The sequence below is a fragment of the Streptomyces sp. YJ-C3 genome, assembly GCF_053891275.1.
The window spans coordinates 4,083,371-4,107,851 of the sequence record NZ_CM132685.1 but is presented as its reverse complement, the minus strand read 5'-3'; the positions used below and the strand labels follow the sequence as shown (position 1 = coordinate 4,107,851).

The following is a 24,481-nucleotide window of genomic DNA, read 5'->3' as shown; positions in this document are numbered from 1 at the left end:
GCGACGCGATGGTCGACTAGCTAGTGCGCCCGGAGTGACGAACCCCCAGCGCGGGAACAGCAGCTTCCGCGGAACCGACATCCACCCCGTGGAACTCCCCCGGAACGACAGCGGAACACCCTCCGGCGACTCCGAACAGGAACGTCGCCGTCAGGGCTACATGCTCGTGAGCGCCGCCATGTCGGCAGGCGTGCTGGTCGGCGCGGTGCAGCAGGCACAGAGGGGCGCCGGTACGACGGCGGTGCTGATGGGCGCCGCCTGTGCCGTGTGTCTGGCGGCGACGGAGCTCAGTCGGCGAGGCCGGCTCAAGGTGGCCGCCACCGTGTTCCTGGTCGGGATCATCGCGCTGGGGCTGCCCGGATACCTCGCCCAGGTGTGACGCTCCTCGCGGGCGCGCTCAGGCCAGCAACTACTTCCAGGCGGAACGGAGTTCGTCCAGCGCTTCCAGTCTGCGCGATCCCACTACTGGGCGACGAAATCGAGCTGGCCATCGCGAGAACGCCCCGGAAGTGGCGCTGCTGGGTCACGAAGGCTCTCTTGGCCAGGCACCGAGGCCGCGGTCAGCTGTCGCCGTCCTCGGCGCCGACCTTTTCGACGACGGTCTCGTCCGGGCCGACAGGCCGCCCGTCGGCGGAGCGGATCTCCAGCGGACTCAGCGGTTCCCCGTTCCGGCGGTCGAGGAGCCGCGAGTGCGCCTCCCCCGGGTCGAAGCACCGCGCTTCGCCCCACTGGCGCAGCGCCACGATGACGGGGAAGAGGGCGCGCCCCTTCTCCGTGAGTACGTACTCCTGGTAGCGGCTGCCGTCGGAGGCGGGCACGGTCTTCATGACTCCGGTCTCCTCCAGGGTGCGCAGCCGGCTGGTGAGGATGTTCTTGGCAATGCCCAGGCTTCGGTGGAACTGCCCGAAGCGGCGGCTGCCGTCGAACGCGTCGCGCACGATGAGCAGGGACCACCAGTCGCCGATGGCATCGATCGACCGGGCAACGGGGCACGGTTCGGCGTCGAACCGAGTGCGGGCGACCATCGCGCTTCCTCCTTCACACCACAGCTGGTTGCAACATGCTACCGCCCGCATCTAAGGTCCAGCAGGTAGCAAGTTGCAACCATGATGAAGGGGGTGCCGTATGCCGAGCGACTGCACAACGGCCGATGGGCAGCAGGCGGCCGTGAACACCGCACCCGATCCGTCCGGGCGGCCCTCCACGCGGCTCGTCCTGCTCTTCGCCGTCGCCTGCGGCAGCGCGGTGGCCAACGTCTACTTCGCCCAGCCCCTGCTGGTCACGCTCGGCGAGCAGTTCGGGCTCGGTTCCGGCCTGCTCGGCGCCATCGTCACGGTCACCCAACTCGGTTACGCCGCGGGCCTGTTCCTGCTCGTCCCGCTCGGCGACCTCGTGAACAGGCGCAGGCTGATCACGCTCCAGCTCGGCCTGCTCGCCGTCGCACTGCTGATCGCGGGTCTGGCACCCGCAGTCGCCGCCCTGCTCATCTCTCTGGCGGCGGTCGGAGCACTGGCCGTCGTCGCCCAGACCATGGTCGCCGCGGCGGCGCACCTCACCGCTCCGGCCTTCCGGGGGCGGGTCGTCGGAGCGGTCACCAGCGGGGTGATCACCGGCATTCTGCTGGCCCGCACGGTGGCGGGCGTGGTGGCCGACGTCGCAGGGTGGCGCGCCGTCTATCTCCTGGCGGCTGCGCTGACCGCGGCGCTCGCCGTGCTCCTGCGCCGCGCGCTGCCGGCCGATCCGCCACGCACGGTCACGTTGCCGTACCGGCGGTTGCTGTCATCGACCGTCGGCCTGTTCGCCCGTCACCCGTTGCTCCGGGTCCGCGGCCTGCTGGCGCTGCTGGTCTTCGCCGCGTTCAGCACGCTGTGGAGCAGCGTGGTCCAGCCGCTCAGCAGCCCTCCCTGGTCGCTGACGCACACGGCGGTCGGCGCGTTCGGCCTCGCCGGAGCGGCCGGAGCCGCGGCCGCGGGAGCCGCCGGCCGGCGGAACGACCGCGGTCTCGCCCAGCGGACCACGGGCACAGCGCTGGTCCTGCTCGCCGTGTCGTGGCTCCCGCTGGCCCTCACCCGGCAGTCGCTCTGGGCCCTGGCCGTCGGCGCGGTCCTCCTGGATTTCGCCGTCCAGGCCGTGCACGTCACCAATCAGTCGCTCATCTACGCCGTCCTCCCGGACGCGGGAAGCAGGATCATCGGCGGGTACATGGTGTTCTACTCGGCCGGCAGCGCCCTCGGTGCCATCGGCTCGTCCACGATGTACGCGGCGGCCGGGTGGACGGGAGTCTGCGCCCTGGGCGCGGGGTTCAGCTGCGCGGCCCTGCTGCTGTGGGCGACGCCCCGGGGCCCGCGTTCAACGGCGCGTTGATGCCTCATCAGACGCAGTCGCCTTCCGCTGCCCTGCTGTTCACTCGCCTGGCAGGATGACTTCATGTGGTCACGACTGCCGTTCGGGGACGCGCTACGGGCCGAGCTGGGATCCGTCGGCCGGGCCAGGCGGCTGGACAGCAGCCCTCGCTCACGTGTGTGGCGTGTTGAGCTGGCCGGGACACCGGCGGTGGTGAAGCACATCGTCGACGGCCCGGACGCCGAGGAGCGGTACGGCCGCGAGGTGACCGCACTGCGCGTCGCCGCCCGGGCCGAGCCGCCCGTGGTGCCCGCACTGCTGGCCACCGATCCCGGCCGGCGCGTGCTGGTACTGGAACATCTCCACCACGAACGCCCCTCCGCGGACTGGATCGTCGGCTACGCGACGGCGCTGGCCCGACTCCATGCCACCGCCCGCCCGGAGGACATGGAGGCACTCCCCCGCTGGGCGGGCCCCGGCGAGGCGGACATCGCGTCCTTCCTCCGGCTGGCCGAGGCGCTCGAGGTGCCCGTCGCGCCCGGCGTGCCGGGCGAACTCGCCGACCTCGTGGAACGGCTCGGCCGGGCACCGGGGCACGCCCTGCTCCACGGGGACCCGTGTCCCGGCAATGACCTGCACACCGCGGACGGGGTCAGGTTCATCGACTTCGAACAGGCCTCGTGGGGCAGTGGCCTGGTGGAGCTCGCCTACCTGCGCATCGGCTTCCCGACGTGCTGGTGCGTCACCGCGGCTTCCGCCGCACTGCCGGACCGGGCGGAGACGGCGTACCGCACGACATGGCACACGGCGACCGGCACTCCACTCGACGACGATCTCACCGACGCCTGCGCGGGCTGGCTGCTGCGCGGTGACGCGCTGGTCGAGAGGGCCCACCGCGGAACGGTCGATCATCTGGCCCGGATCCCGGACCAGGACTGGGAGTGGGGCACCGCGAGCGCCCGGCAACGGCTCGTCCACCGGCTCGCGGTCGTCGGCCGGATGACCGCCGGCCGTGCCGACCTGAGCGGACTGAACAGGCTCGGCACGGACCTGCGCCGCCAGATGCTCGTCCGCTGGCCCTCGCTCGCACCCGTCCCGTCGCGGCGCCCGCACACCGTATGACCGGCCTTGGCCGCCGGCCGGACAGCCGGCCACCGAGAACCGGCAGTCGTCAGCCCTCGGCCGGTCCCTCGCCGCCGAGCGTCTCCAGGAGTACGTCGACGACCTCGTCCACATCCGCATCGGCCAGGTCGTCGAACGCCCCGGAGTGGCGGGCGAGCAGCACTCCGGCGACCGCCGCCACGAGGACGTCGGCCCGCAGCCCGGGCCGGTCCCTGCCCTCCTTGACGAAGCGTGCGCGCAGAGGGTCCACGAGGCGGTCCCGCAGCGTCGCGCGCGTGGCCTCCTGGGCGGCGCCGTCGCTCAGCGGCTGGACCGCGACCCGCAGCAGCGGCACCGGTCCGCGCCGCTCCGCGCGTTCGGCGACCTCCCGCAGACGGGGCTCGGTCAGCAGGTCGTCCGGCACGGTGTCGCCGTGCTCGGCGCGCAGCACCTCCACGTACAACAGCGGCTTGCTGCCGAAGTAGCGCGCGATCAGGGCCGGGTCCACCCCGGCCCGCTCGCCGATCTCCCGGATGGTGGTGCGGTCGTATCCGCGCTCGGAGAAGAGGTCGGTCGCCGCCCGCAACAGAGCCTCACGGCTGCGGGCGGAGTTCCGGCGCGGGCCCGGCGTCGCCCCGCTCACGGGCGGCCCGGCACGGAGGGCGCCTGGTCACCCGCCACCGCGGGCACGGTCTGGCCCGCCGCGACGAGGGACGGGCTCGGCCGCGCGCCCGGCCGGGTCAGAGCGACCGCGAGGACGCCGGTGATCACGAAGGCGGCGCAGCCGACGAGGCCCGCGGTGCGATAACCGTCGTTGGACGGCAGTTGCGCACCGGGAGCGGTGGCGGCCTGCAGGATGACCGCGCTCAGGGCGCTGCCGGTCGAGTATCCGATGTACTTCACGACCTGATTGAAACTCATCGCGCTGCCCGTCTCCTGCGCGGGCACCCCGCCGACTATCAGGCCGGGGGTGACGGCGAACGTCACGCCCACGCCGAGCCCGGCGAGCGCCATCATCGCGCCGATGCCCCACAGGCTGGAGCGGGCGAGGAGGAAGCAGACCAGGGCGCCGAGCGAGAGCAGGCAGCCCAGCGGCAGCATCCGGCCGGGCGTCGCCGCGCGGCCCATGATCCGTACCAGTCGGCCGGTGACCAGGCTGGCGGCGGAGAACGGGACGAGCAGCAGTCCGGTGACGACGATGGACGCGGAGAAGCCGTACCCCGCCGACCGGGGCGTCTGGACGTAGCGGGTGACGAGAGCGATCAGCAGGTAGGTGCCGACGCCGCCGACCATCGTGGTCAGGTTGGCGACGAGCACGCCGCGGTCCTTGACGAGCCGTACCCGCACCAGGGGGTGCGTGCTGTGCAGCGAGTGCAGGACCCAGCCGGCGAGAAGGACGACGGCCGCGACCGCCAGCGCGAGCAGCGGCACGGACCCCCAGCCCCACCGCTCCCCCTCGGCCAGTGCCATCAGCAGGGCGGCCATGCCGCCTGCCAGCAGGAGCACTCCGGGGTAGTCCATCGGGACGGTGGGGCGGTGCGGCGCCGCGGGCACGACGAGCACGGTGGCGGTGAGCGCGGCGGCGGCCGTGACGGCCGCGAACCAGAATCCGGCGTACATACCGAGGTACTCGGAGAACAGGCCGGTGATCGGATAGCCGAGTCCGATGCCCGCGGCGGTGGTCAGGGACAGGGTCGCCACCGCCGATCGCGCCTTCTCCGGGGGCAGCGCGTCGCGGGCGGTGGCGATGGCGAGCGGTACGAGTCCCATGCCGACGCCCTGCAGCGCCCGCCCCACCAGAAGGCAGACGAATCCGAGGGGCAGGGCCGCCAGGAGACTGCCGGCCAGGACGACGGCGAGGCCGGTGAGGATCACCCGCTTGCGCTGCGGGCCGTCGCCCAGGCGCCCCATGACCGGGGTGGCGATGGCGCCGACCAGCATCGTCACCGTCAGCGCCCACTGCGCGCTGGACACGGCGACGTGGTCCTCGGCCGCGATGGTCGGGATGAGGGGTGCGCCGAGGCTGCTGACGACGGCGACGAGCATGCCGAGCGAGACAAGGACGGGCACGAGGGCCCGTGGGTGGCGGAGTGCTGATGCCGGTGCGGCAGGGGTGGTCGCGGTTCCCGGTTCCGAGGGGCTCAAGGTTTTCCCGTTCTTGTCATCAGGCGATGTCATCGCATGATGACAGCCGACGCGGCGCACCCCCATGGCCCCGCTGCGGCCGGCAGTGGCTCTTCGGGCGTTTCCACCCCATATATACCGACTGGCGCTGCCCCTCGGACGTCGCCCGGTGATGGATGTCACGCCGTGCGGGGCCTCGGCTCGAGCGCTGCCGTCGCACGACGGCGATGGTCCTTGGGGTGTCCCGAACCCGTCGGTAACTCGGCGGTGACAGTGAGCCCACCCATAGGAGCCACGTCACATGCGAACGACGGTAGTAGGGCCGGTGCGCCCCCGCCGCGGCCTGTGAGCCGCTTGCGCCGGCGCCGTGCGGGCCCTTCTGCGTACCGCGGTAGTACGTCACATCTTTGCGCCGCCCTCCCCGCGCCGCTAACCCTGATGAACGTTCTTCGAGCCGGACACATCGGGCGACCCGCCCGCTTCCACCGGCCGACCAGCACGCACCACCGCATGGGAGAGTCACCCCCGCATGACCATCACGAAGACCCTGACCAGCACCGCTCGCGCCACCCGACTCCGCAAGATGTCCGTCGCCGGGATAGCAACCGCCGGTGCCGCGGCCGCGGCCCTCACGCTGGTCCCCTCCCCCGCCCAGGCCGCCGAGCCCGCCGCGGCGAGCACCAAGGCGACGCAGGCCGCGACCGGGAAGTCGTACGCCGACAACCTCGACGGCTGGATCCGCGAGTCCCTCGACATCATGAAGGCCAAGGGGATCCCCGGTACCTACGAGGGACTGCACCGCAACATCATGCGTGAGTCCTCCGGCAACCCGAACGCCCAGAACAACACCGACATCAACGCGATCAACGGCACCCCGTCGAAGGGCCTGCTCCAGGTCATCCAGCCGACGTTCGACGCCTACCACGTGTCCGGCACCGCGAACAGCGTGACGGACCCGGTCGCCAACATCACCGCGGCCGCCAACTACGCCGCCGACAAGTACGGCTCCATCGACAACGTCGACTCGGCGTACTGAACCACCGATCCACGACGAAGGGCAGCGCATGCCGCACGAGAGCGGAGACGACCGTCAGGCGCACCCGGCCGACGGCTCGGCGGTGCCCCCCTATGGGCCCGCACGGGTCCGCCGCGCCCGGCGCAGGCCGCGGAAGAAGGCCCTGCGGTACACCGCCTGGGGCGCCCTGGGACTGGTCCTGGCCGGCAGCGGAGGCGTGGCCTACGCCTGGCAGCACCTCAACGGCAACATCCAGGGCACGAACGTGAACGCCGTCCTCGGGCACGACCGCCCGAGCGAGCAGCGGAACGGATCGATGAACATCCTCCTGCTCGGGTCCGACTCCCGGGCCGGCACCCACGGCCAGTACGGCCAGGGCGTTCTCGGCGCCCGCGCCGACACGGCGATGGTCCTGCACGTCGACAAGACCCACAAGAAGGCCTCGGTCGTCAGCATCCCGCGCGACACGATGGTCCAGCGGCCCGCGTGCGCACAGACGCACGGCGGCTCCGCGCCCGGCGCGCGGCAGGCCATGTTCAACTCGTCCTACCAAGTGGGCGGACCGGCCTGCACCGTCAAGACGGTCGAGAAGATGTCGGGCGTCCGCATGGACCACTATCTCGAGGTCGACTTCAAGGGCTTCCAGAAGCTCATCGACGAACTCGGCGGTGTGGACATCACCACCCACCGGGCCATCAACGACCAGAACAGCGGCCTGTCCCTGACCGCCGGCAAGCACACGCTCAAGGGCAAGCAGGCACTGGAGCTCGTCCGCACCCGGCACGGCGTGGGCGACGGGAGCGACCTGGGTCGCATCCAGCTCCAGCAGGCGTTCATCAAGGCCCTGATCCACCGCGCCGAAACCGTCGATCCGCTCGGCAGCCCGGCCAAGGCCTACGGTCTGGCCGACACGGCGACCAAGACGATCAGCGCGGACTCCGGCCTGGCCTCCACGGACAAACTCCTCGGTCTGGCCAAGGAGTTGAAGGGCATCAGCCCCGACCGCACCCACATGGTCACGCTGCCGGTCACCTACGACGCCCAGGACTCGGGCCGGGTCCTGCCGCTTCACAAGGCGTCGCACCGGGTCTGGACGGCCCTGCGCGAGGACCGCCCCATCCCGAAGACCGCGACCCAGGGTTCGGTGGCGGACCGGACCGACTCTCCGGTGTCGGCGGGTTCATAGCCCGACTGTGCCCACGAGCGCGCGGTTGTCCAGGGGACGTGCACGGCCTGGCTGGTGCGGAACGGACCTCGGTGACAATGCCCCCGCCGCTCGGCACAAGTTCGCCTCTGCGATCAACTGCGGCGCACAGGGCGCAGTGTGAGGAAACGGCGGCGAGTCTCGCGCTGCGCGCCATGGGCCAGGGACGCGGTCTGGTAGCTGCCGAGGTCGTCCTTCGCGTAGGTGGACAAGCCGGGTTCATAGCCGGGGCCGCCGTACACCGCTTCCTGGATTCTTCGGGTGAGCTCGGAGGGCACTTCGGCTCCGGGCGGGGTGGCCTCTATGGCCTGGTACAGGTAGCGGCGCAGTTCGAAGAATTTCATGTACACGGGCTGCGAGAAGAAGACGCCGCCGTCGAGGTTGAACTCGTTGAGCGCCTGCACATATTGCTCTGCCCATTCCCGGGTCTTGGGCCGGGCCGAGAGGGTCCAGTTGGTCTCGTAGTGGATGTGGATCTTCCAGAGCTTCGGGTAGTACTCGACACGCTTCTTGATGATCTCTTGGAACTGCGCCTGAACTGCAGCATTGTGGTTGGTCCGCACTGTGGCCCGGACGGTGAGGAGTGTTCCGGCCACGGAGACGGCTGCGGCTATGAGCGCCACAGCGGCCGGCGAGTTCAGGTCCATGCGCTTCTTCTACCGCGACCGTGGGCGCGTCGCCGCCGCTTTGCCGGATCCAGAGCCCGGAAGACACGGTGGTGCAGCGGTTCCCCGGAGGGTGAGGTCAAGGGCTCTGCCGCGCAGTCACGTTGGCGATCCCATGGCCATGGGAAGGGTCCGGAGCCCGGAGCAGGCGAAGGAACCCCCTCCGCTCAGCGGCGCAGGCACACCACTAATCCTGAGCCGGCGCTGGCGCGTTCGATCGTCTCGAGTGTCCACGGGGTGTCGGCCACCGCCGTCGCGAGCTCGTCCGGTGTAGCGAGCCAGTAGTCGAACCACGGCGTGGCGATCACGCCGTCCCGCACGCGGATCCTCAACTGGCCGGGGCTGCGGCCGCGTTCGCGATTCCAGGCGAAGTACGCGGCATGGTGGGAGACGCTCTCGCCGCCGGACGGATCGTGTGCCGTGCCCAGGATCCGGGTGCCCGGGCGCGCCACCTCGGCGAGCGCGCGGAGTACGGCGGGCGCCCGGTCGGGGCCGCCGAGGAGGCCGAGGTTGTTGCCGAACAGCGCGATGGTCTCGAAGGTGCCCAGCCCGTCCGGGAGTTGTGGCAGGCTGCCGAGCTGCGCCGTCAGTCCGCGCTCCCGCATGATGCCCACCACGCCGGGCGAGGAGTCGAGGCCCAGCACGTCCAGGCCCTTCCTGGCCCAGGGCGCCGCGTGCCGGCCGCCGCCGCAGCCGACGTCGAGGATGCGACCCGTGGCCTGCTCCCAGGCCCAGCGCTCCAGATCCGACCAGGCCTCGGGAGCGGCGAAGTAGCGGGCGGGGTCGTTGGCACTGATCAGCCCGTCGTCCCGTTCGACGACCTCGACCGAGGAGTAGGGGACGGCGCCCGCCGCCCAGCAGCGGGCCAGAATCGAGCCGAAGGCATCACCCAGGCGCGGTTGCCTCGGCGCCGGATCCGCAGCACTCATGACATCACGCTGCCCGAGGCGTGACGCCGGTGCAAGGCACGTTCAGCGCTGCCCGGGACGGCGTTCGGTTACTGTGCCGGGCGTGACGACGGCGTCGACCTGCGCCACGGCACCGATCCGCGACTTCCCCGCCAAGGAGTCCTGCCCCGCCCGCTGTCGTACCCCGGGCACTCGCACTCGCCAAGGAGCACATGTGAGTCTGCCCCTGCGCCCGCCGGTGGTCCGCGCCCTGGCCGCCGCCTCCGTCGCACCCCAGGACGTCCAGGAGTGCCTGCCGCTGACCGGAGGCACATACAACACCGTGGTCAGGGTCGTCCTGCGCGACGGGCGGCGCTGGGTCGTGAAGGTGCCGCCGTCCGGCGCGGACGGATCCGCACTCGCCTACGAACATGACCTGTTGCGCGGGGAGAGCGTGTTCTACGGTGCCGCGGCCCGGGCCGCGGAGGTGCCGGTGCCGCGCGTGGTGCACGTGGAGTCGGCCGGAGACCCGCCGGACGTCACCGGGCTCGTGATGACCGAGTGCCCCGGGGCGCCCTGGCACGAGGCCGACCCCGGACCGGAACCACGTGAACAAGCCCGGCTACGCGGCGAGTTGGGCGGGCACGTGGCCCGGCTGCATGCCTTGACCGGACCCGGGTTCGGTTATCCCGCCCGGCCGTTCGGATCGCGCCCGGGCAGCTGGCGCGAGGCGTTCATCGAGATGACCGACGCCGTTCTCGACGACGCCGCGCACTTTCACGCCGCGCTGCCGCACCCGGTGGCCACGGTCCGCCGGATTCTCGCCTCGGCCGCGGACGTCCTGGACGAGGTCACCGTGCCCGCGCTCGTCCACTTCGACCTCTGGCAGGGCAATCTGCTGCTCGACGGCGCGCCGGGCGGCCGGACCATCGGCGGTGTCATCGACGGCGAGCGGATGTTCTTCGGCGACCCGGTGGCCGACTTCGTGTCCCTCGCCCTGTTCGACGACATCGAGCACGACGAGGACTTCCTGGCCGGATACACGGCGGCGGGCGGCCGGGCGGACTTCACTGACACCGTCCGCCTGCGCTATCAGCTCTACCGCAGCTACCTGTACCTGATCATGCTCGTCGAGACCGTGCCCCGCCGGTACACCGCCGCGCACCGGACCTGGACCTGGAACCACGCCGGAAAGGAACTGGCGGCGTCCCTCGCCGCGATCTCCTCGGCCACGACGAGCTGACCCAGGAGCCCGTCGTCACACTGCCGTGGGGCTCACTGCCCCGTCGTGATCTGGTCGGCCTGCGGGGAGTGCTCCGAGGACGAGGTGACCACCTGGGAGCGTCGGGTGCCCCGGTCCATGAGGCCTCCCGTGAAGGCGAGGCCGAGGCCGGCCAGGGCAAGGGCCGCCCCGACCAGGTTGGGCGAGGTCCAGCCCCAGCCCGCCGAGATGGCCAGGCCGCCGAGCCAGGCACCGCCCGCGTTGGCGAGGTTGAAGGCGGAGTGGTTGGAGGCCGCCGCCATCGTCGGGGCGTTCTCCGCCTTGGCCATGAGCAGCATCTGCACGGGCGTGGTGATGAGGGAGCCCATCGCGCCGATGAAGGTGATCGTCACCAGCGCGGGCACCGTGCTGTGGACGGCGAAGTAGAACGTCACGAGCGCGGCGGCGAGGAGGGCGAGCCCCGCGTACAGCGTCGGTCGCAGGGCGCGGTCGGTGAGCGGGCCCGCGATCAGCGTGCCGAGCGTCATGCCGACGCCGTAGAGCGCGAGGACCAGTGTGGTCGAGGAGTCGGAGATGCCCGTGACGTGGGTCAGCATGGGCACCAGGTAGCTGTAGACGGCGAAGAAGCCGCCGAATCCGACCACGGCCGTGGCCAGGCCGATCACGACCTGCTTGTTGCCCATCGCGCGCAGCTCGTGCCGGATGCCGGACTGTGTGCCGCGCGGCTGGTGGGGCACGAAGAGAGCCAAGGCGACCAGGGCGGCGACGCCGATGACCGCGACCGCCCAGTAGGCGGACCGCCAGCCGAGGTGCTGCCCGAGGGCCGTGCCGGCCGGCACGCCTACGATGTTCGCCACCGTGAGCCCGAGGAACATCTTCGACACGGCGCGGGCGGCACGGTCGGGGGCGACCAGCTTGGAGGCCACGACGGCTCCCACGCCGAAGAGCGCTCCGTGCGGCAGGCCGGCCAGGAAACGTGCGGCGAAGAGCAGGCCGAAGTTGGGCGCGAGCGCGGACGCGACGTTGCCGACGACGAACAGTCCGGAGAGAAGCAGCAGCAGCCGCTTGTGCGGTACGCGCGCTCCGATGCCGGTCAGCACCGGGGCGCCGACGACGACACCGAGCGCGTACGCCGAGACGAGGTTGCCGGCGTGCGGCACGGACACGTCGACGCCGTCGGCGATCTGGGGCAGCAGCCCCATCGTGGCGAACTCGGTCGTGCCGATGCCGAACGCGACAACAGCCAGGGCCAGTAGGGCCAGCGGCATGGTGCAGGAGACCTTTCGAAGACAGCGGTCCATGAGCGGGGCGCGGGGTACGGCGGGCGGGACCGGGAAGGTCTCCGACCCGGCGGTCCGTCGCACCGGGCCTCATTGCCCGGCATCACCTCTTGAAGAGGCAAACCCACAAGGGTGCAGCAGCGCAAGAGGCACTCACATTCCAAGATCGCGCCGCGCTTTTGGTGACCTCGGTCACCCGGGCCCCGGAACGCACCCTCCGCCTCCCCGCCGGCCCGAAGAGGATCCGGGCCGCCGGTGGCACCACCGCCCGTCCGGCACCTCCGGCGTCAACCGGAACCGGTCCATCGATAGTGTCGGTACATGTTCAAAATGTCGTGGGCGCTGGTCACCGATGGTGCGGGGGAATGGGTCGGCAGCGACTTCCGCACAGCGGCCCGTGCTCTGGGCGCGGGCGTCAACGAGGTCTGCACGGCGGACATCGACGACGACGTGCGGGCCCGCTGGTGCCGCAGGTGGCTCGAGCCCCTCCAGCTCCGCATTCTCGGGGAGGGACAGGCGGCCGTCGAGGCGGGAGAGGACTGGATCGACGGGATGGGGCCGATTCTCGTCCGGCTCACTCCCCATGGGTGAGCAGGGGACGCCGCCGTGCAGGAGCAGGAGGAGGAGCAGATCGTGCTCGCCCTGCGCGTCCTCGGTCAGGCGGCGCATCCGCTCGCGTCGGGGCAGCCGTCTGCCGCTGCCCCGACGGGCAGCGGCAGACGGTTCGCGCGGGTGGATCAGGCCTTGTCCTGCATGCTGCCGCGCGCCGGATTGGCCTGCTCCGCGGCCTTGGGGTCCTTCTCGTCCGCCTTGGCACGGACCCCCTGCTCGATGCGTTCACCGAGGGACTTGTCGATGTTCGACCAGTAGGCGAAGGCCCTGACCAGCACCGGTTCGCTCACCCCGTTGAGCAGGTGGCCGACGACGTTGTCCACGAGGCGGTCGCGTGCGGCGTCGTCGAGCACCTCACGCACCATGGTGCCCGCCTGGCCCCAGTCGTCGTCCTCGGCGTGGTCGACGTACGCGGCTCGGGTGATCTCACCGTCCGCGGACCAGCTCGGCGGGGTGCCGTAGCGCTCCGTGTCGGCTGCCGGACCGCCCTTGGAGTTCGGCGCGTACACCGGGTCCTCGGTCTTGCGGTAGGCCATGGCGCCGTCTTTGGAGTACGTGTGCACGGGCGCGACGGGGGCGTTGACCGGCAGCTGCTGGTAGTTGCCCCCGATCCGGTGCCGGTGGGCGTCGGCGTACGAGAACAGCCGTCCCAGGAGCATCCGGTCGGGGCTGGGCCCGATGCCCGGGACCAGGTTGTTCGGCTGGAACGCCGCCTGCTCGATCTCGGCGTGGTTGTCCGTGGGGTTGCGGTCCAGCGTCATCTTGCCGACCTCGACCAGCGGGTAGTCGGCGTGCGGCCACACCTTGGTCAGGTCGAACGGGTTGAAGCGGTACCCGGCGGCATCCTCGTACGGCATGACCTGCACGTACAGCGTCCAGCTCGGGTGGTCCCCGTCGCGGATGTGCTCGAAGAGATCCCGGGTGTGGTAGTCCGTGTCGGCCGCGCACATCTGGTCACCCTCGTCCTGGGTGAAGTACTCGATGCCCTGGTCGGTCTTGAAGTGGTACTTGACCCAGAACCGCTCGCCCCGCGCATTGATCCACATGTAGGTGTGCGAGGTGTAGCCGTTCATGTGGCGCCAGGTGCGCGGGATACCCCGGTCGCCCATCAGCCAGGTGACCTGGTGGGCGGACTCGGGCGACAGGGTCCAGAAGTCCCACTGCATGTCGTGGTCGCGGAGGTTGCTGTCCGCACGGCGCTTCTGGGACCGGATGAAATGCTGGAACTTCATCGGGTCCTTGATGAAGAAGACCGGGGTGTTGTTCCCCACCATGTCGTAGTTGCCCTCGGTGGTGTAGAACTTCACCGCGAATCCGCGCGGGTCACGCCAGGTGTCCGGGCTCCCCCGCTCTCCCGCGACGGTGGAGAACCGTGTCACGAGTTCGGTGCGGGTGCCCGGCTGGAAAAGGGCGGCCTTTGTATAGGGAGTGACGTCTCCGGTGACCTCGAAGTGACCGAAAGCGCCGCTTCCCTTCGCGTGCGGCTGTCGCTCGGGAATCCGCTCCCGGTTGAACTGCGCCATCTGCTCGATCAGATAGGAGTCCTGCAGGAGGATGGGCCCGCCGGCGCCAACGGTGAGCGAGTGTTCATCGCTTTCCACCGGGACTCCGGCATCCGTGGTGGTCGCTTTGCCTGTGACGTCACTCATGGGCTACGCACGCCTTTCAATGGGTGATGTTCTCTGCGCCGCGAAGGTCCGGGTTCGCAGCTTCGGAGCGCCGCTTCAAAGGGCCCGTCTCCGGTTCGGCGGGCACGGGGGCGTACCGACGTTAGATCCATCCTGCGGCTTCTTCTCCGACACGGCCATTTGTCGGCAGGAGGGCCCGCTCCGCGTTCCGGCCGGAGCGGGCCGCACAGCCGCGTGGGCGGGCCGCACGGCGCGGCCCGCCCCTGACCTGCCCGGAACCGGGCCGGTCGTCAGACCGTGGGGCGGCCAGGAGTCGTCGGCCCTGCGCCCGGAGTGCCGGGGGCGCCAGGAGCGCGGCCGTAGTACGAGCCCAGCTCGTCGTGATAGCCGGCGTCGCCCAGGTGCTTTTCCTTGTCGAACTCCGGAGCGCTCTTGATCTCGTTCTTGGTGCGCGACACCTGGATCGTCTTCGCTTCGGAGTCGATGGCCGTGATCGTGCCGGCGGGCAGCAGCACCTCCTTGCCGAATATCCACACGCCGGTGTCCACGACGATGTACTGCGAACCTACGTCGTTGGAGTGCTTGTCCACCTTCCCGATCTGCCCGTCCGTCGCCTCGACCTTGTACCCGGTCAGATCGGCATTCGGAGTGTGACCAGCACTGGCCGGGTAACTCCAGATGTTCTCGGTCATGGTGGTACCTCCGTACATCAGTCGCTTTCGGTCAGGCGGTGCAGGGCTGCACCGTGCGTCCTGTCCGGCGACACCCCCCGACTAACCGAGCGACCGGCCTCTAAACGGACCGGACCGGACTTTGCTGTCATTCGGAGAACGATCGAGAACCGGATTGCTCCGCCGGTCCGTTGACCAGTTGCTTTGCACCTGGGCGGGCTTTTCGCCAATTTCAGGGGGCGTTCACCGCTGGCCGTTCGCGAACCACTCCGCCAGATCCGGGGCGACCCGTCGCACCGTGACGGGACGGCCGTCGGCGCGCAGCGACTCCGTGGCGGCGACGCCCGCGGCGACGGCCTCACGGGCCGCGACCGGGCTGGTGTCCGTCGCCCCGCCCGTGCTCACGAAGCGCAGGAACTCCGCCACCAGCAGCGGGTCGGAGCCGCCGTGCCCGCCGTCGCCGGGCTCCGGCATCGGGACGACGAGGTCGGCGTCGGCCCGGTATCCGCTGCGCCGCTTCCACACCCGGACCTCGGCGGTCTCCCCGTGGTCACCGAAGTTCTCCAGCCGCCCCTCGGTGCCGATGACCGTGTAGTTGCGCCAGTAGTCGGGCGTGTAGTGGCACTGCTGGTAGCTGGCGTGCACGCCGCCCTCGAGGCGCATGACCATCATCGAGAGGTCCTCCACGTCGACGACGGGGTTGAGACCGGTGTGGGACAGGGGCGGCCAGTTGTTCTCGGGGTCGTACCAGTCGGGCATCACCGCGCCGGGGGCCTGCCCCGAGCGGTCGGCGATGTCGCCGTAGACGGTGAGTCCGCCGAGCGCGCTGACCCGCTCGGTGTACGCGCCGGCCAGCCAGTGGATGACGTCCAGGTCGTGGGCGCCCTTCTGCAGGAGAAGGCCGGTGGTGTTGCGGCGGTCCGCGTGCCAGTCCTTGAAGTAGAAGTCGCCGCCGTGGCCGACGAAGTGCCGGCACCACACGGCCTTGACCTCGCCGATCTCGCCGCGCCTGATGAGGTCGCGCATCACCCGGACCACCGGCATGTGCCGCATGTTGTGGCCGACGTACAGGCGGGCTCCGCCGGTTCGCGCGGCCTCCAGGACGCGGTCGCATCCTTCGGTGGTGATGGCCAGCGGCTTCTCCACGAAGACGGCGACCCCGGCCGCCAGCAGGTCGACGGCGAGCGCTTCGTGGGTGTGGTCGGGGGTGATGACGAAGACGGCGTCCAGGTCCTCCGCGGCCAGCATCTCCCGGTGGCCGGGATAGACGTGGACGTCGTCGCCGAACCAGGTGCGGGCCCTGCCGAACATGCCGGGTGACGTGTCGGCGGCGGCCACCACCACGGACCCCTCGCCGGGGCGGTGGGCCTCCTGCGCGAGGGTGGCGCGCAGGCCGAGCCCGATGACGCCGAGGCGCAGGTCACGTGTGGGTGCGCTGCTGCCCGCCGGTGCGGTGGAGACGTGGGAGGTGTCGGTCACGCGTGCTCAGCCCTTCATGCCGGAGAAAGCGATGCCCTGGATGAACTGGCGTTGCATGGCGACGAACACCACGATCACCGGGAGGGTCGCGAGGAGGGACCCGGCCATCAGCACCGGGTACTCGGTCAGGTGGGCGCCCTGGAGGGCGGCCAGACCGGCCGACAGCGGCATCTTGGCCGGGTCGGTGTTGACGATCAGCGGCCACATCAGGTCGTTCCACGACCAGAGGAACGTGAGGATGCCCAGCGCGAGGAGGCCCGGGCGGGCCAGCGGCAGGGCGATCCGCCAGAAGACGGTGAACGGGTTGGCCCCGTCGAGGCGCGCCGCCTCCTCCAGTTCCTCGGGCAGGCCCATGAAGAACTGGCGCAGCAGGAACGTGCCGAAGGCGGAGAACATGCCGGGCACCACCAGCGCCTGCATGGAGTCGAGCCAGCCCAGGTCCTGCATGATCTGGTACTGGGGCAGCAGGAAGAGCTGGCCCGGCACCATCAGCACGGCGAGGAATCCGAGGAAGATGACTCCGCGCCCGGGGAAGCGGATGCGGGCGAAGGCGTAGGCAGCCATCGAGCACAGCAGCAGCTGGGCCGCGGTGCGCAGCAGCGCCATCACGACGGTGTTGAGGAACTGCTGCCCGAACGGCACCCCGTCGAAGACCTTCGCGTAGTTCGACCAGTCCCAGTGGGCGGGCAGGATCGTCGGCGGCACCTGGACGGACTCGCCGAAGCTCTTGAAGGAGGTCAACAGCTCCCACACCAGCGGGAAGACGGTGACGACCGCGCCCAGCGAGAGGAGGAGGTGAGCGGGCCACAGCCGGCCCTCGCGGCTGCGGCGGGTGCTCCGCGTCGACTCACGCATAGTGGACCCACCTCTTCTGCAACCGGAACTGGACGGCGGTCATCGCCATGATCAGGACGAACAGCACACAGACGATCGCGGCGCCGTAGCCGCGCTGGTTGTCGAAGAACGCCTTCTGGAAGAAGAGCATCACGACGGTCTGGCCCTCGCCGTAGGCGGGGTTCTGGAGCGAGTTCGTCGTATTGGCACCGATGATCAGGTACACCAGGTCGAAGACCTGGAGGGACTGGATCACCGAGAGCACGGTGGTGAAGAACAGGGTGGGGCTCAGCAGCGGCAGGGTCACGGAGAAGAACTGCCGGACGCGTCCCGCGCCGTCGAGCGCCGCCGCCTCGTAGTAGTCGCCGGGGATGCTCTGGAGTCCGGCGAGCAGCAGGATCATGTTGTAGCCGACGGTCATCCACACGCCGACGATCGCGACGGCGAAGCGGATGGTGTGCGGGTCGGACACCCAGTAGGTGCCGTCGATCCCGATCGTGGACAGCGCGTGGTTGAGGATGCCGGCGTCGCCGTTGTAGAGCCAGCGCCAGACCACCGCGACGGCGGCGGGCATCGTGACCACGGGCAGGAAGTAGAGCGTGCGGTAGACGCCGGTGCCGCGCAGTCCCTTGATGTTGAGGAGCACGGCGAGGGCCATCGACAGCGGGATCCCGAGCAGTACGAGGCCGGTGTAGATGCCGGTGTTGGCCAGCGACTGCCAGAACTCCGGGTCGCCCACGAGCGTGCGGTAGTTGGACAGGCCGATCCAGGTGGTGCCGCCGAAGGCGCCCCATTCGGTGAAGCTGTAGTACAGCGTCTGCACGACGGGCCACAGGTAGAACACCGCGAGGCCCAGTCCGGCCGGGGCGATCAGGGCGTAGCCCCACCACTTGTCCCGGTTCTCGAAGCGGCGCTCACGTCGGCGCAGCTCCCGCTGGTCCACGGCTTTCGGCGCGGTGCGCGGTGCCGGTACGGCGGTGTCCGTACGCACATCGAGGCTCATCAGGACCGGCCCTTTCTCTCCTGCGCGAGCAGCTGGTTCATCGCGTCGGTCAGGGAGCCGGTGGCGCCCTTGAGGCTGTCGTCACCGCTCCATGCCTTGGCGAGCCACATCTGTTCCTTGTGCTGCCAGGCCGCGCTGTTGGCGGAGCTGGGGAAGGGCACCGCGTAGTCGAGCGCGTCCAGGTGCACCTGGAGGTCGAAGCGCGGCATTCCGGCGGCCCAGGGCTCGGCGGTGCCGTTGCGCGCGGGGATGGCGGTGCCGTACTTGCCCTGGAGTCGGGAGGCCTGCTCCCCGCCGAGGAACCGGACGAATTCCCGGGCCAGTTCGGGGTGCGGCGTCCGGGCGTAGACGACGTTCGCCAGGCCGTGCAGGACGGTGGCGCGGCGGCGGCCCTTGGGCATCGGCGCGACGTCGACCTTGGCCCGCAGTTCGGGGTCGCGGTAGAACGTCGCCGCGTTGTAGGACGCTTCGTAGGTCATGGCCAGCGTCCCGGACTGGAACATCTGGGTGGGGTCGGTGTCGGTCATCTGCTGGAGCGTGGGCGAGGCGCGGTAGCGGTGGATCAGGTCGACCCACAGCTGCAGTCCCTCCCTGGTGTGCTCGTCGGAGTAGCCGGAGCGCGCCTTGTCCGCGGAGATGACCCAACCGCCCGCCTGGGGTATCGAGTTGTAGTAGTTCTCCTGCGGGCGGACCGGGGCGCCGACACCGTAGATCCCGCGCCTGCGGTCGGTGAGCCGCTGGGCGGTGGAGATCAGGTCCTGCCAGGTCCAGCTGTCGTCCGGGTAGTCGACCTTGGCCCGGTCGAAGATCTCCTTGTTGAACCAGAGGGCGACGGTGTCGAAGTCCTTCGGGGCGCCGTACTGGGTGCCCTTCCAGCGGTAGAGCGACATCAGGTCCGGCGGGAAGTCGTCGGGCCGCACTACGGCGTCGGGCCCGTCGGTCTCCAGGGGCAGGAGCTGTCCCGCGTCCGCGTAGAGGCCGAAGTTCGGGCCGTTCATCCAGAAGACGTCCGGGGCCGCGCCGCCGGTGCAGGCGGTGCGCAGCTTCGTCCAGTACGTCCCGTTGGGGGTGAGCTGGACGTCGACTGTGACCCCGGGCCGGGTGCGCTCGAACTCCCGCGCCGCCCGCTGCATCGCGGGCACCTGGTAGACGTCCCAGACGCCGTAGGTGAGGTGGCCGCGCCGGGAGCCGCCGGAGGAGGCCGACGAGGACGCGGAGGAACTGCAGCCGGAGGCGAGGGGGGCCGTCGCGAGCGTGGTCGCGGCAGCCGCCGAGAGGAGGGAACGTCTGCGCACGCGGGGCCTTCCTGGAGGGGGTGAGGGCAGCGCCCTTCCCCACCCGGGAGAAGGCGTGCAGCCGTCGGCGGTCGTTCGGGGGCGTGGCCCCACAACCGGAGTACCCCGACGCTATTTGCTCGAAGTTGACGGGTCAATGGCTGTTTGAATCAACTTTGCGCATGAGAGCCCTGTCGCGGGACAGCCGGACGCGGCACCGGGGCGGAGGGCCACAGCGGTGCAGATCAGTCTTTGTCAGGAGAAGAGCGTCGTCGCGTCACGCGCTCGGACGTCAGGCGCACACCTGCGCCGCGACGGCGGACAGCGCCTCGCCGAGGGGCAGTTCGATCCGGCGCGCGGCCCAGCGGTCGCCGCGGGTGGGGCCCTGGTTGACGATCAGGACCGGGGTGCCGGACTGCGTCGCCCGGCGCACGAAGCGGAGCCCGGACATCACGGTCAGGGACGAGCCGAGCACCAGGAGGGTGGTGGCCTCGTCGACGAGGCGGTGGCACGCCGCCACCCGCTCGGGCGGCACGTTCTCGCCGAAGAAGACGACGTCGGGCTTGAGCACGCCCGTACCGCAGTCCGCGCACGGCACCACCTGGAACGCGCGGACCGCCTCCTCGGGCAGCTCCACGTCTCCGTCCGGATTGACCCGCGCCGCACGGTGTCGCCCTGCGGCGGCCTCGAACCCCGGGTTGGCCTCCCGCAGCCGGCGGTCGAGCTCCGAGCGGGTGCTGCCGCGACCGCAGTCGAGGCAGATCACGCGGCTCAGGCTGCCGTGGAGCTCGATGACGTCCCGCACCCCGGCGGACTGCTGCAGCCCGTCCACGTTCTGCGTGATCACGCCCGTGACGAGCCCGGCTCCGGCCAGCGTGGCGACGGCCCGGTGCCCGGCGTTCGGCCGGGCGCGGGTCATCGCCCGCCACCCCAGCTGGCTGCGCGCCCAGTAGCGCTGTCGCGCGTCCTCGCCGCCGACGAACTCCTGGAAGGTCATCGGGACGTGCCGTCGGCGCAGGGAGCCGTGCTCGCCGCGGTAGTCGGGGATGCCCGACTCGGTGGAGAGCCCCGCGCCGCTCAGCACGGCGACCCCGCCCGCGCGCACGGCCTCGACGACGAGGCCCAGGTCGGTCGAGGCCGGCGGCAGGTCGCCCGTGGGTTCCCAGGTCAGCGTGGGTCGCGTCCGCATGGTTGCCAGCTTACGAGGCACAGCGGGCCCGGCGCCTGCGGTCGGGACGACGGGGACGGGACGTCGGGGTGGCCGGCGGATCAGCGTTCGGCTGCGTACACGATCAGGTTGTCCACGGGGTGGCCCTGCGGGTCGAAGGCGCCGTCGCAGGTGATCAGGCGCAGGACGCGCGCGTTCGTGGCCCCGTAGACCTTGTCCGTCGGAAAGGCCTTCTTGCTGACGGTCTCGGTCGCCGTGACCGTGAAGTGGAGGGTCCTGCCGCGGGAGTCGCGCACGGCGATGTCGGCACCCTTGCTGATCTTGTGGAGGTCGTGGAAGACGGCTTCGCCGAACCTGGTGTCGTTGTGCCCGATGATCACGGCGGCGCCGGGCTCGCCCGGAACCGCGGCACCCGTGTACCAGCCGGCGGTCATCCCCTGCTCGGCGGGCGGGACCTCGACGGTGCCGTCCTGGTTCAGTCCGAGCGGGAGAAGAGCGCTGTCGACGCCGACGGACGCGATGGTCACCCGGTCGGGAACGACGGAAGCGGTGCGCTCGGGTCCGGGCACCCGCCGGGTGGGCGGCGCGGTGGTCGCGTCACCGCTGATGCGGGCGCCGGTGCCCGCGGAGCAGGCGGTGAGCGAGACGAGGAGGGCGAGCAGGGGCAGGGCGGCCGCGCGGCGCGTCGGCTGGTGCACGAGGGACTCCTGGGGCGGAAAGCCGGGGCGCCGCCCGGGAAACGGACGGCGCCTTGAGCGGAGGGCGGTTGCTCAGTGCTGCGCCGAGCGGCGGCGCAGCACCACCGTGCCCGCGCCCGCGAGGAGTGCCGCCGCGGAGAGCGAGCCGACGAGGGCCGTGGTGGCGCCGTCGTCGTGCGCCGCCGGCTGTTCACCGGCGGCCACACCGCCGCGCGGCGCCGTCGTGGCGGAGGCGGCCCGCTTGCGCGCCGCCTCCGAGTCCTGCGCCGGAGCGGGCGTCGCCTCGGCCTCCTTGGCGGCGGCCCGCTTGCGCGCCGCGTCCGAGTCCCTGGTCGGGGCGGGCGTCTTGTCGGCCTTCTCGTCGGCGGCGCGGTCGCTCGCCACCGGCTTGGGTGTGGTGTCGGTGGCGAGCGCGGTGCCGGCGGGCACGAGCACCCCGGCCGCCACGGCGGCGGCGACGGCTGCGGTGCGCAGGGACAGTCGGTGGGACATGGCGATGACTCCAATACCTGTTCGCTCGGGGCCGGTCGGCCACGAGACGTCGATCGCCGGGGGTGAGCCGGTGATCGACGAACACAGGCTTGCGCGGAGTTGTGAAGAAGCTGTCAGACCGCTGTGGTCGTGGCATCAGGGCCGGTCCGCGGGGGCGGACCCGTGCGCGGCAGCCGCAGCGCGAACACCGATCCCTCGCCCTCCGTGCTCGCGGCCGTGGCCGAACCGCCGTGGGCCTGGGCGAGTTTGCGGACGATCGACAGGCCCAGGCCGCTGCCGCCCGTGCGCCGGTTGCGGGACTTCTCCGCGCGCCAGAAACGGTCGAAGACGTACGGTAGGTCGGCCTCGGGGATGCCGCTGCCGGTGTCGGCGACCTCCACCACGATCTCGTCACCGGACTCCGTCGCGTGGGCCCGCAGGGTGACCGTGCCGCCCGGCTCCGTGTGGCGGATCGCGTTCGACACGAGGTTGGCGACCGCCTGCCGAAGCCGCACCGGGTCCGCCGTCAACTCCGGCACGGGAGGAGCCTGTTGCTCCACGGCCAGCGTCACCCCCGCGGTCTCCGCGCGCACGTGGTGGGCCGCGGCGACCTGGCCGAGCAGTTCCTCGACGCGCAGCGGCCGCGGGTGCAGGCGCAGCGCGTCCGCGTCCGCGGCCGCCAGGTCCTGGAGGTCGTCGATGATGTGCTGGAGCTGCACGGCCTCTTCGAGGAGCGACGCGACGAACGCCGGATCGGGGTCGGCCAGTCCGTCCTGCGCCGCTTCCAGCCAGCCGCGGATGGTGCTCAGCGGCGTGCGCAGTTCGTGCGCGACATCGCTCACCATGGCCTTGCGCTGCTCCTCCAGACGTGCGCGGTGGGCCGACATGTCGTTGAACGCGGCCGCGAGCCTGCCGATCTCGTTGTCCGTCGTCACCGGTACCGGCTGCGCGGCGCCGCCGTCCCGCAGTCGCTGGGCGGCGCCCGTCAGCGCGTACAGCGGTCGCACCAGTCGGGTGCCGGCGAGGACGGAGGCGCCGACGGTCAGGGCGAGGACCAGGGCGGCGACGCCCGCGATCTTGGCGGTGTTACGGGGGGACAGGTCGAAACCGGGGACGGTGCCGCCGTCCGGGTCGCCGATGAACAGCAGGACGGGCGCGGCGACGTAGGAGGTGAGCTGTTCGCGGCGCGCCGTGCTGACGCACGAGGCCACCGTGCGGTCGTCCTCGGCCACGGTCGCGACCGGGGCCGGCGTCGGTGCCCGGGACGCTTCCTGCGCCGGTACGGGGCGCGGCCCCTGCTCCCAGGTGAGATCGAGGGAGAGGGCGACGCGGGAGTGGTCCTGGCGCGTGAGGCAGGAGTTGGTGAGGCGGGTCAGCGCGGCGAGCGCCTTGCGCTCCGTCGTCGTCGGCCGGTCGAGCGCGTCCGTCGTGCACTTGTCGTACACCGGGGGGAGGGTGGCGGTGCTCGTCCCGGTACCGGCGCCGGTGCCGACGGTCTGTATCCGCGGGCGGCCGCTCGGGCCCACCACGATGTCCGAGGCGAGCCCGACCGACCGCAGGCACGACGTGGCGCGCCGGGCCAAGGCGCGCAGCTGCGACCGCTCGGCGGCCGGCAGCCGGAACGGGCCGACCGCGCGTGCGTCGATCCGGTCCGTCGACGCGGTCGCCGTCCGGGTCCGGTCGGCGGCGAGCGCCGTGTCCACGGACAGCGGGTCGACGGTCGCCGAGGCCTGCGTGGGCAGCGCGCCCGGGGCCGTGTGCCCCGCCGAGTCGGCGAGCGGACGGCGTGCCTGGGTGGTCACCGTGATGTGGCGCCCCGTGGAACGGGCCAGGTCGCGCACGGTCGCGTCGACGCCGTCCCAGCCGGGGTGCGTGGCCGCGTACCCGAGCAGGGTGTCGTAGATCCTCGTGTCGTCGGCGAGGTTCTGGCCCTGTTCCTGCTTGATGGCGCCGGACGTGGTCTGGACGGCGAGCCAGGCCGTCGCCGCCACGGAACAGGTGGCGACCAGGACGGAGACGCCCAGCAGTCTGCCGCTCAGGCTCTTGCGCAGCGGCGGCCGGTCCCGCCGCGGCCCTTCCCCCGGCCTACGCCGACGCATCGCGTGCGCCCTTCGCCGGGTCCGTCAGCTTGTAGCCGACGCCGAACACGGTGAGCAGCCGGACCGGGCGGCGCGGCGCGGGCTCGATCTTCTTGCGGAGGTTCATGACGTGCACGTCGACCGTGCGGTCGCTTATGTACTTGTCGAATCCGTGCAGTTCCGCGAGGAGTCGCTGACGGCTGAAGACCCGGCCGGGCTCGGCGGCCATCGCGGCGAGCAGCCGGAACTCGCCGGGTGTGCACTCCACGGGCGCGCCGTCGACCGAGACCTCGTGCCGGTCGGGATCAACGACCAGCGAGCCGACCGTGAACCGGGCGGTGCCGCTCGGGCCGGGGCCGCCCCGGTGGGTGCGGCGCAGCAGTGTGCGCACCCGCGCCATCAACTCGCGCGGGCTGTACGGCTTCGTCATGTAGTCGTCGGCGCCCAGGTCGAGGCCGAGCAGCAGATCGTCCTCGGTGCTGCGGGCCGTCAGCATCAGCACCGGCACCTCACGCGCCTCCGCGCGCAGCACGCGTACGACGTCCAGGCCGTCGGTCCGCGGCATCATCACATCGAGGACGAGGAGGTCGGGCTCCTTGTGCCGGACCTCCTCGATGGCCTGCCGCCCGTCCCCCACGACGGTGACGGCGTGGCCCTCCCGCTCCAGGTAGCGGCGGACCAGTTCGGCCTGTTTCTCGTCGTCTTCGGCGACCATCACATGTGC

Annotated in this window: 24 protein-coding genes; 7 read left to right on the top strand and 17 right to left on the bottom strand. The window is 71.2% G+C overall.

What is annotated here, in order from left to right; genetic code table 11:
* Positions 1-34: 34 nt before the first annotated feature.
* Positions 35-379 carry a hypothetical protein gene (locus ACVHNB_RS18190; protein WP_456228616.1) on the top strand — a complete coding sequence of 115 codons (345 nt, stop codon included), beginning with the start codon at positions 35-37 and terminating at the stop codon, positions 377-379.
* 181 nt (positions 380-560) lie between these two features.
* Here ACVHNB_RS18190 and ACVHNB_RS18185 read toward each other — a convergent pair whose 3' ends face one another.
* Positions 561-1,025, bottom strand: coding sequence for a winged helix-turn-helix transcriptional regulator (locus ACVHNB_RS18185; protein WP_428950091.1), 465 nt, complete (start codon positions 1,023-1,025; stop codon positions 561-563).
* Between the two features lie 100 nt (positions 1,026-1,125).
* Between ACVHNB_RS18185 and ACVHNB_RS18180 the strand changes: the two genes are divergently transcribed.
* Both ACVHNB_RS18180 and ACVHNB_RS18175 read left to right on the top strand, forming a co-directional pair.
* Entirely contained in the window at positions 1,126-2,364 is a 1,239-nt protein-coding gene (locus ACVHNB_RS18180; protein ID WP_456228615.1) for an MFS transporter, read from the top strand.
* Between the two features lie 63 nt (positions 2,365-2,427).
* Complete coding sequence (locus ACVHNB_RS18175) at positions 2,428-3,465, top strand: aminoglycoside phosphotransferase/kinase family protein (RefSeq protein WP_428950093.1); 1,038 nt, start codon at positions 2,428-2,430, stop codon at positions 3,463-3,465.
* A 49-nt stretch (positions 3,466-3,514) separates the two neighbouring features.
* On the opposite strand, the gene ACVHNB_RS18170 is transcribed toward ACVHNB_RS18175, so the two are convergent.
* The gene (locus ACVHNB_RS18170) at positions 3,515-4,087 is read right to left on the bottom strand and encodes a TetR/AcrR family transcriptional regulator (protein ID WP_428950094.1); all 573 of its coding nucleotides are present in this window, start codon (positions 4,085-4,087) and stop codon (positions 3,515-3,517) included.
* Positions 4,084-5,514 (bottom strand): MFS transporter, encoded by a 1,431-nt coding sequence (locus ACVHNB_RS18165; RefSeq protein WP_428950095.1) that lies wholly within the window; start codon positions 5,512-5,514, stop codon positions 4,084-4,086. Before ACVHNB_RS18165 ends, ACVHNB_RS18170 begins: the two co-directional genes overlap by 4 nt.
* A gap of 583 nt (positions 5,515-6,097) precedes the next feature.
* Here ACVHNB_RS18165 and ACVHNB_RS18160 point away from each other — a divergent pair.
* A complete protein-coding gene (locus ACVHNB_RS18160; protein ID WP_456228614.1) occupies positions 6,098-6,604 on the top strand; it encodes a transglycosylase SLT domain-containing protein in 507 nt (168 codons plus the stop codon).
* Between the two features lie 28 nt (positions 6,605-6,632).
* Positions 6,633-7,769 carry an LCP family protein gene (locus tag ACVHNB_RS18155; RefSeq protein WP_456228613.1) on the top strand — a complete coding sequence of 379 codons (1,137 nt, stop codon included), beginning with the start codon at positions 6,633-6,635 and terminating at the stop codon, positions 7,767-7,769.
* Positions 7,770-7,882: 113 nt separating this feature from the next.
* Here the strand turns inward: ACVHNB_RS18155 and ACVHNB_RS18150 are convergent, their stop codons facing one another.
* Both ACVHNB_RS18150 and ACVHNB_RS18145 read right to left on the bottom strand, forming a co-directional pair.
* A complete protein-coding gene (locus tag ACVHNB_RS18150) occupies positions 7,883-8,434 on the bottom strand; it encodes a hypothetical protein (RefSeq protein WP_428950098.1) in 552 nt (183 codons plus the stop codon).
* Between the two features lie 185 nt (positions 8,435-8,619).
* Positions 8,620-9,381 (bottom strand): class I SAM-dependent methyltransferase, encoded by a 762-nt coding sequence (locus tag ACVHNB_RS18145; protein ID WP_456228612.1) that lies wholly within the window; start codon positions 9,379-9,381, stop codon positions 8,620-8,622.
* Between the two features lie 199 nt (positions 9,382-9,580).
* Here ACVHNB_RS18145 and ACVHNB_RS18140 point away from each other — a divergent pair, with 199 nt between their 5' ends.
* Positions 9,581-10,582, top strand: coding sequence for a phosphotransferase family protein (locus ACVHNB_RS18140; protein WP_456228905.1), 1,002 nt, complete (start codon positions 9,581-9,583; stop codon positions 10,580-10,582).
* A 32-nt stretch (positions 10,583-10,614) separates the two neighbouring features.
* Here the strand turns inward: ACVHNB_RS18140 and ACVHNB_RS18135 are convergent, their stop codons facing one another.
* A complete protein-coding gene (locus ACVHNB_RS18135) occupies positions 10,615-11,829 on the bottom strand; it encodes an MFS transporter (RefSeq protein WP_428950100.1) in 1,215 nt (404 codons plus the stop codon).
* Between the two features lie 333 nt (positions 11,830-12,162).
* Here ACVHNB_RS18135 and ACVHNB_RS18130 point away from each other — a divergent pair, with 333 nt between their 5' ends.
* On the top strand, positions 12,163-12,432 hold the full coding sequence (locus tag ACVHNB_RS18130; protein ID WP_428950101.1) for a hypothetical protein: 270 nt from the start codon (positions 12,163-12,165) through the stop codon (positions 12,430-12,432).
* 146 nt (positions 12,433-12,578) lie between these two features.
* Here ACVHNB_RS18130 and ACVHNB_RS18125 read toward each other — a convergent pair whose 3' ends face one another.
* From ACVHNB_RS18125 to ACVHNB_RS18075, 11 genes are all read right to left on the bottom strand, one after another.
* Positions 12,579-14,102 carry a catalase gene (locus tag ACVHNB_RS18125; protein ID WP_428950102.1) on the bottom strand — a complete coding sequence of 508 codons (1,524 nt, stop codon included), beginning with the start codon at positions 14,100-14,102 and terminating at the stop codon, positions 12,579-12,581.
* A 269-nt stretch (positions 14,103-14,371) separates the two neighbouring features.
* Positions 14,372-14,773, bottom strand: a complete 402-nt coding sequence (locus ACVHNB_RS18120; RefSeq protein WP_428950103.1) for a PRC-barrel domain-containing protein — start codon at positions 14,771-14,773, stop codon at positions 14,372-14,374.
* Positions 14,774-14,995: 222 nt separating this feature from the next.
* Complete coding sequence (locus ACVHNB_RS18115) at positions 14,996-16,231, bottom strand: Gfo/Idh/MocA family protein (RefSeq protein WP_456228611.1); 1,236 nt, start codon at positions 16,229-16,231, stop codon at positions 14,996-14,998.
* 6 nt (positions 16,232-16,237) lie between these two features.
* Positions 16,238-17,086 carry a carbohydrate ABC transporter permease gene (locus ACVHNB_RS18110; RefSeq protein WP_456228610.1) on the bottom strand — a complete coding sequence of 283 codons (849 nt, stop codon included), beginning with the start codon at positions 17,084-17,086 and terminating at the stop codon, positions 16,238-16,240.
* Entirely contained in the window at positions 17,079-18,068 is a 990-nt protein-coding gene (locus ACVHNB_RS18105) for a carbohydrate ABC transporter permease (RefSeq protein ID WP_428950106.1), read from the bottom strand. Before ACVHNB_RS18105 ends, ACVHNB_RS18110 begins: the two co-directional genes overlap by 8 nt.
* On the bottom strand, positions 18,068-19,363 hold the full coding sequence (locus ACVHNB_RS18100) for an ABC transporter substrate-binding protein (RefSeq protein ID WP_428950107.1): 1,296 nt from the start codon (positions 19,361-19,363) through the stop codon (positions 18,068-18,070). Before ACVHNB_RS18100 ends, ACVHNB_RS18105 begins: the two co-directional genes overlap by 1 nt.
* A 271-nt stretch (positions 19,364-19,634) precedes the next feature.
* Entirely contained in the window at positions 19,635-20,531 is an 897-nt protein-coding gene (locus tag ACVHNB_RS18095) for an NAD-dependent protein deacetylase (RefSeq protein WP_456228609.1), read from the bottom strand.
* Between the two features lie 80 nt (positions 20,532-20,611).
* Positions 20,612-21,208, bottom strand: coding sequence for a class F sortase (locus ACVHNB_RS18090; RefSeq protein WP_456228608.1), 597 nt, complete (start codon positions 21,206-21,208; stop codon positions 20,612-20,614).
* A 72-nt stretch (positions 21,209-21,280) separates the two neighbouring features.
* Positions 21,281-21,700: a hypothetical protein gene (locus tag ACVHNB_RS18085; RefSeq protein WP_456228607.1), complete on the bottom strand. Its 420-nt coding sequence runs from the start codon at positions 21,698-21,700 to the stop codon at positions 21,281-21,283.
* Positions 21,701-21,813: 113 nt separating this feature from the next.
* Entirely contained in the window at positions 21,814-23,778 is a 1,965-nt protein-coding gene (locus ACVHNB_RS18080; protein ID WP_456228606.1) for a sensor histidine kinase, read from the bottom strand.
* Positions 23,765-24,472: a response regulator transcription factor gene (locus tag ACVHNB_RS18075; protein ID WP_428957424.1), complete on the bottom strand. Its 708-nt coding sequence runs from the start codon at positions 24,470-24,472 to the stop codon at positions 23,765-23,767. Before ACVHNB_RS18075 ends, ACVHNB_RS18080 begins: the two co-directional genes overlap by 14 nt.
* Positions 24,473-24,481: the final 9 nt, after the last annotated feature.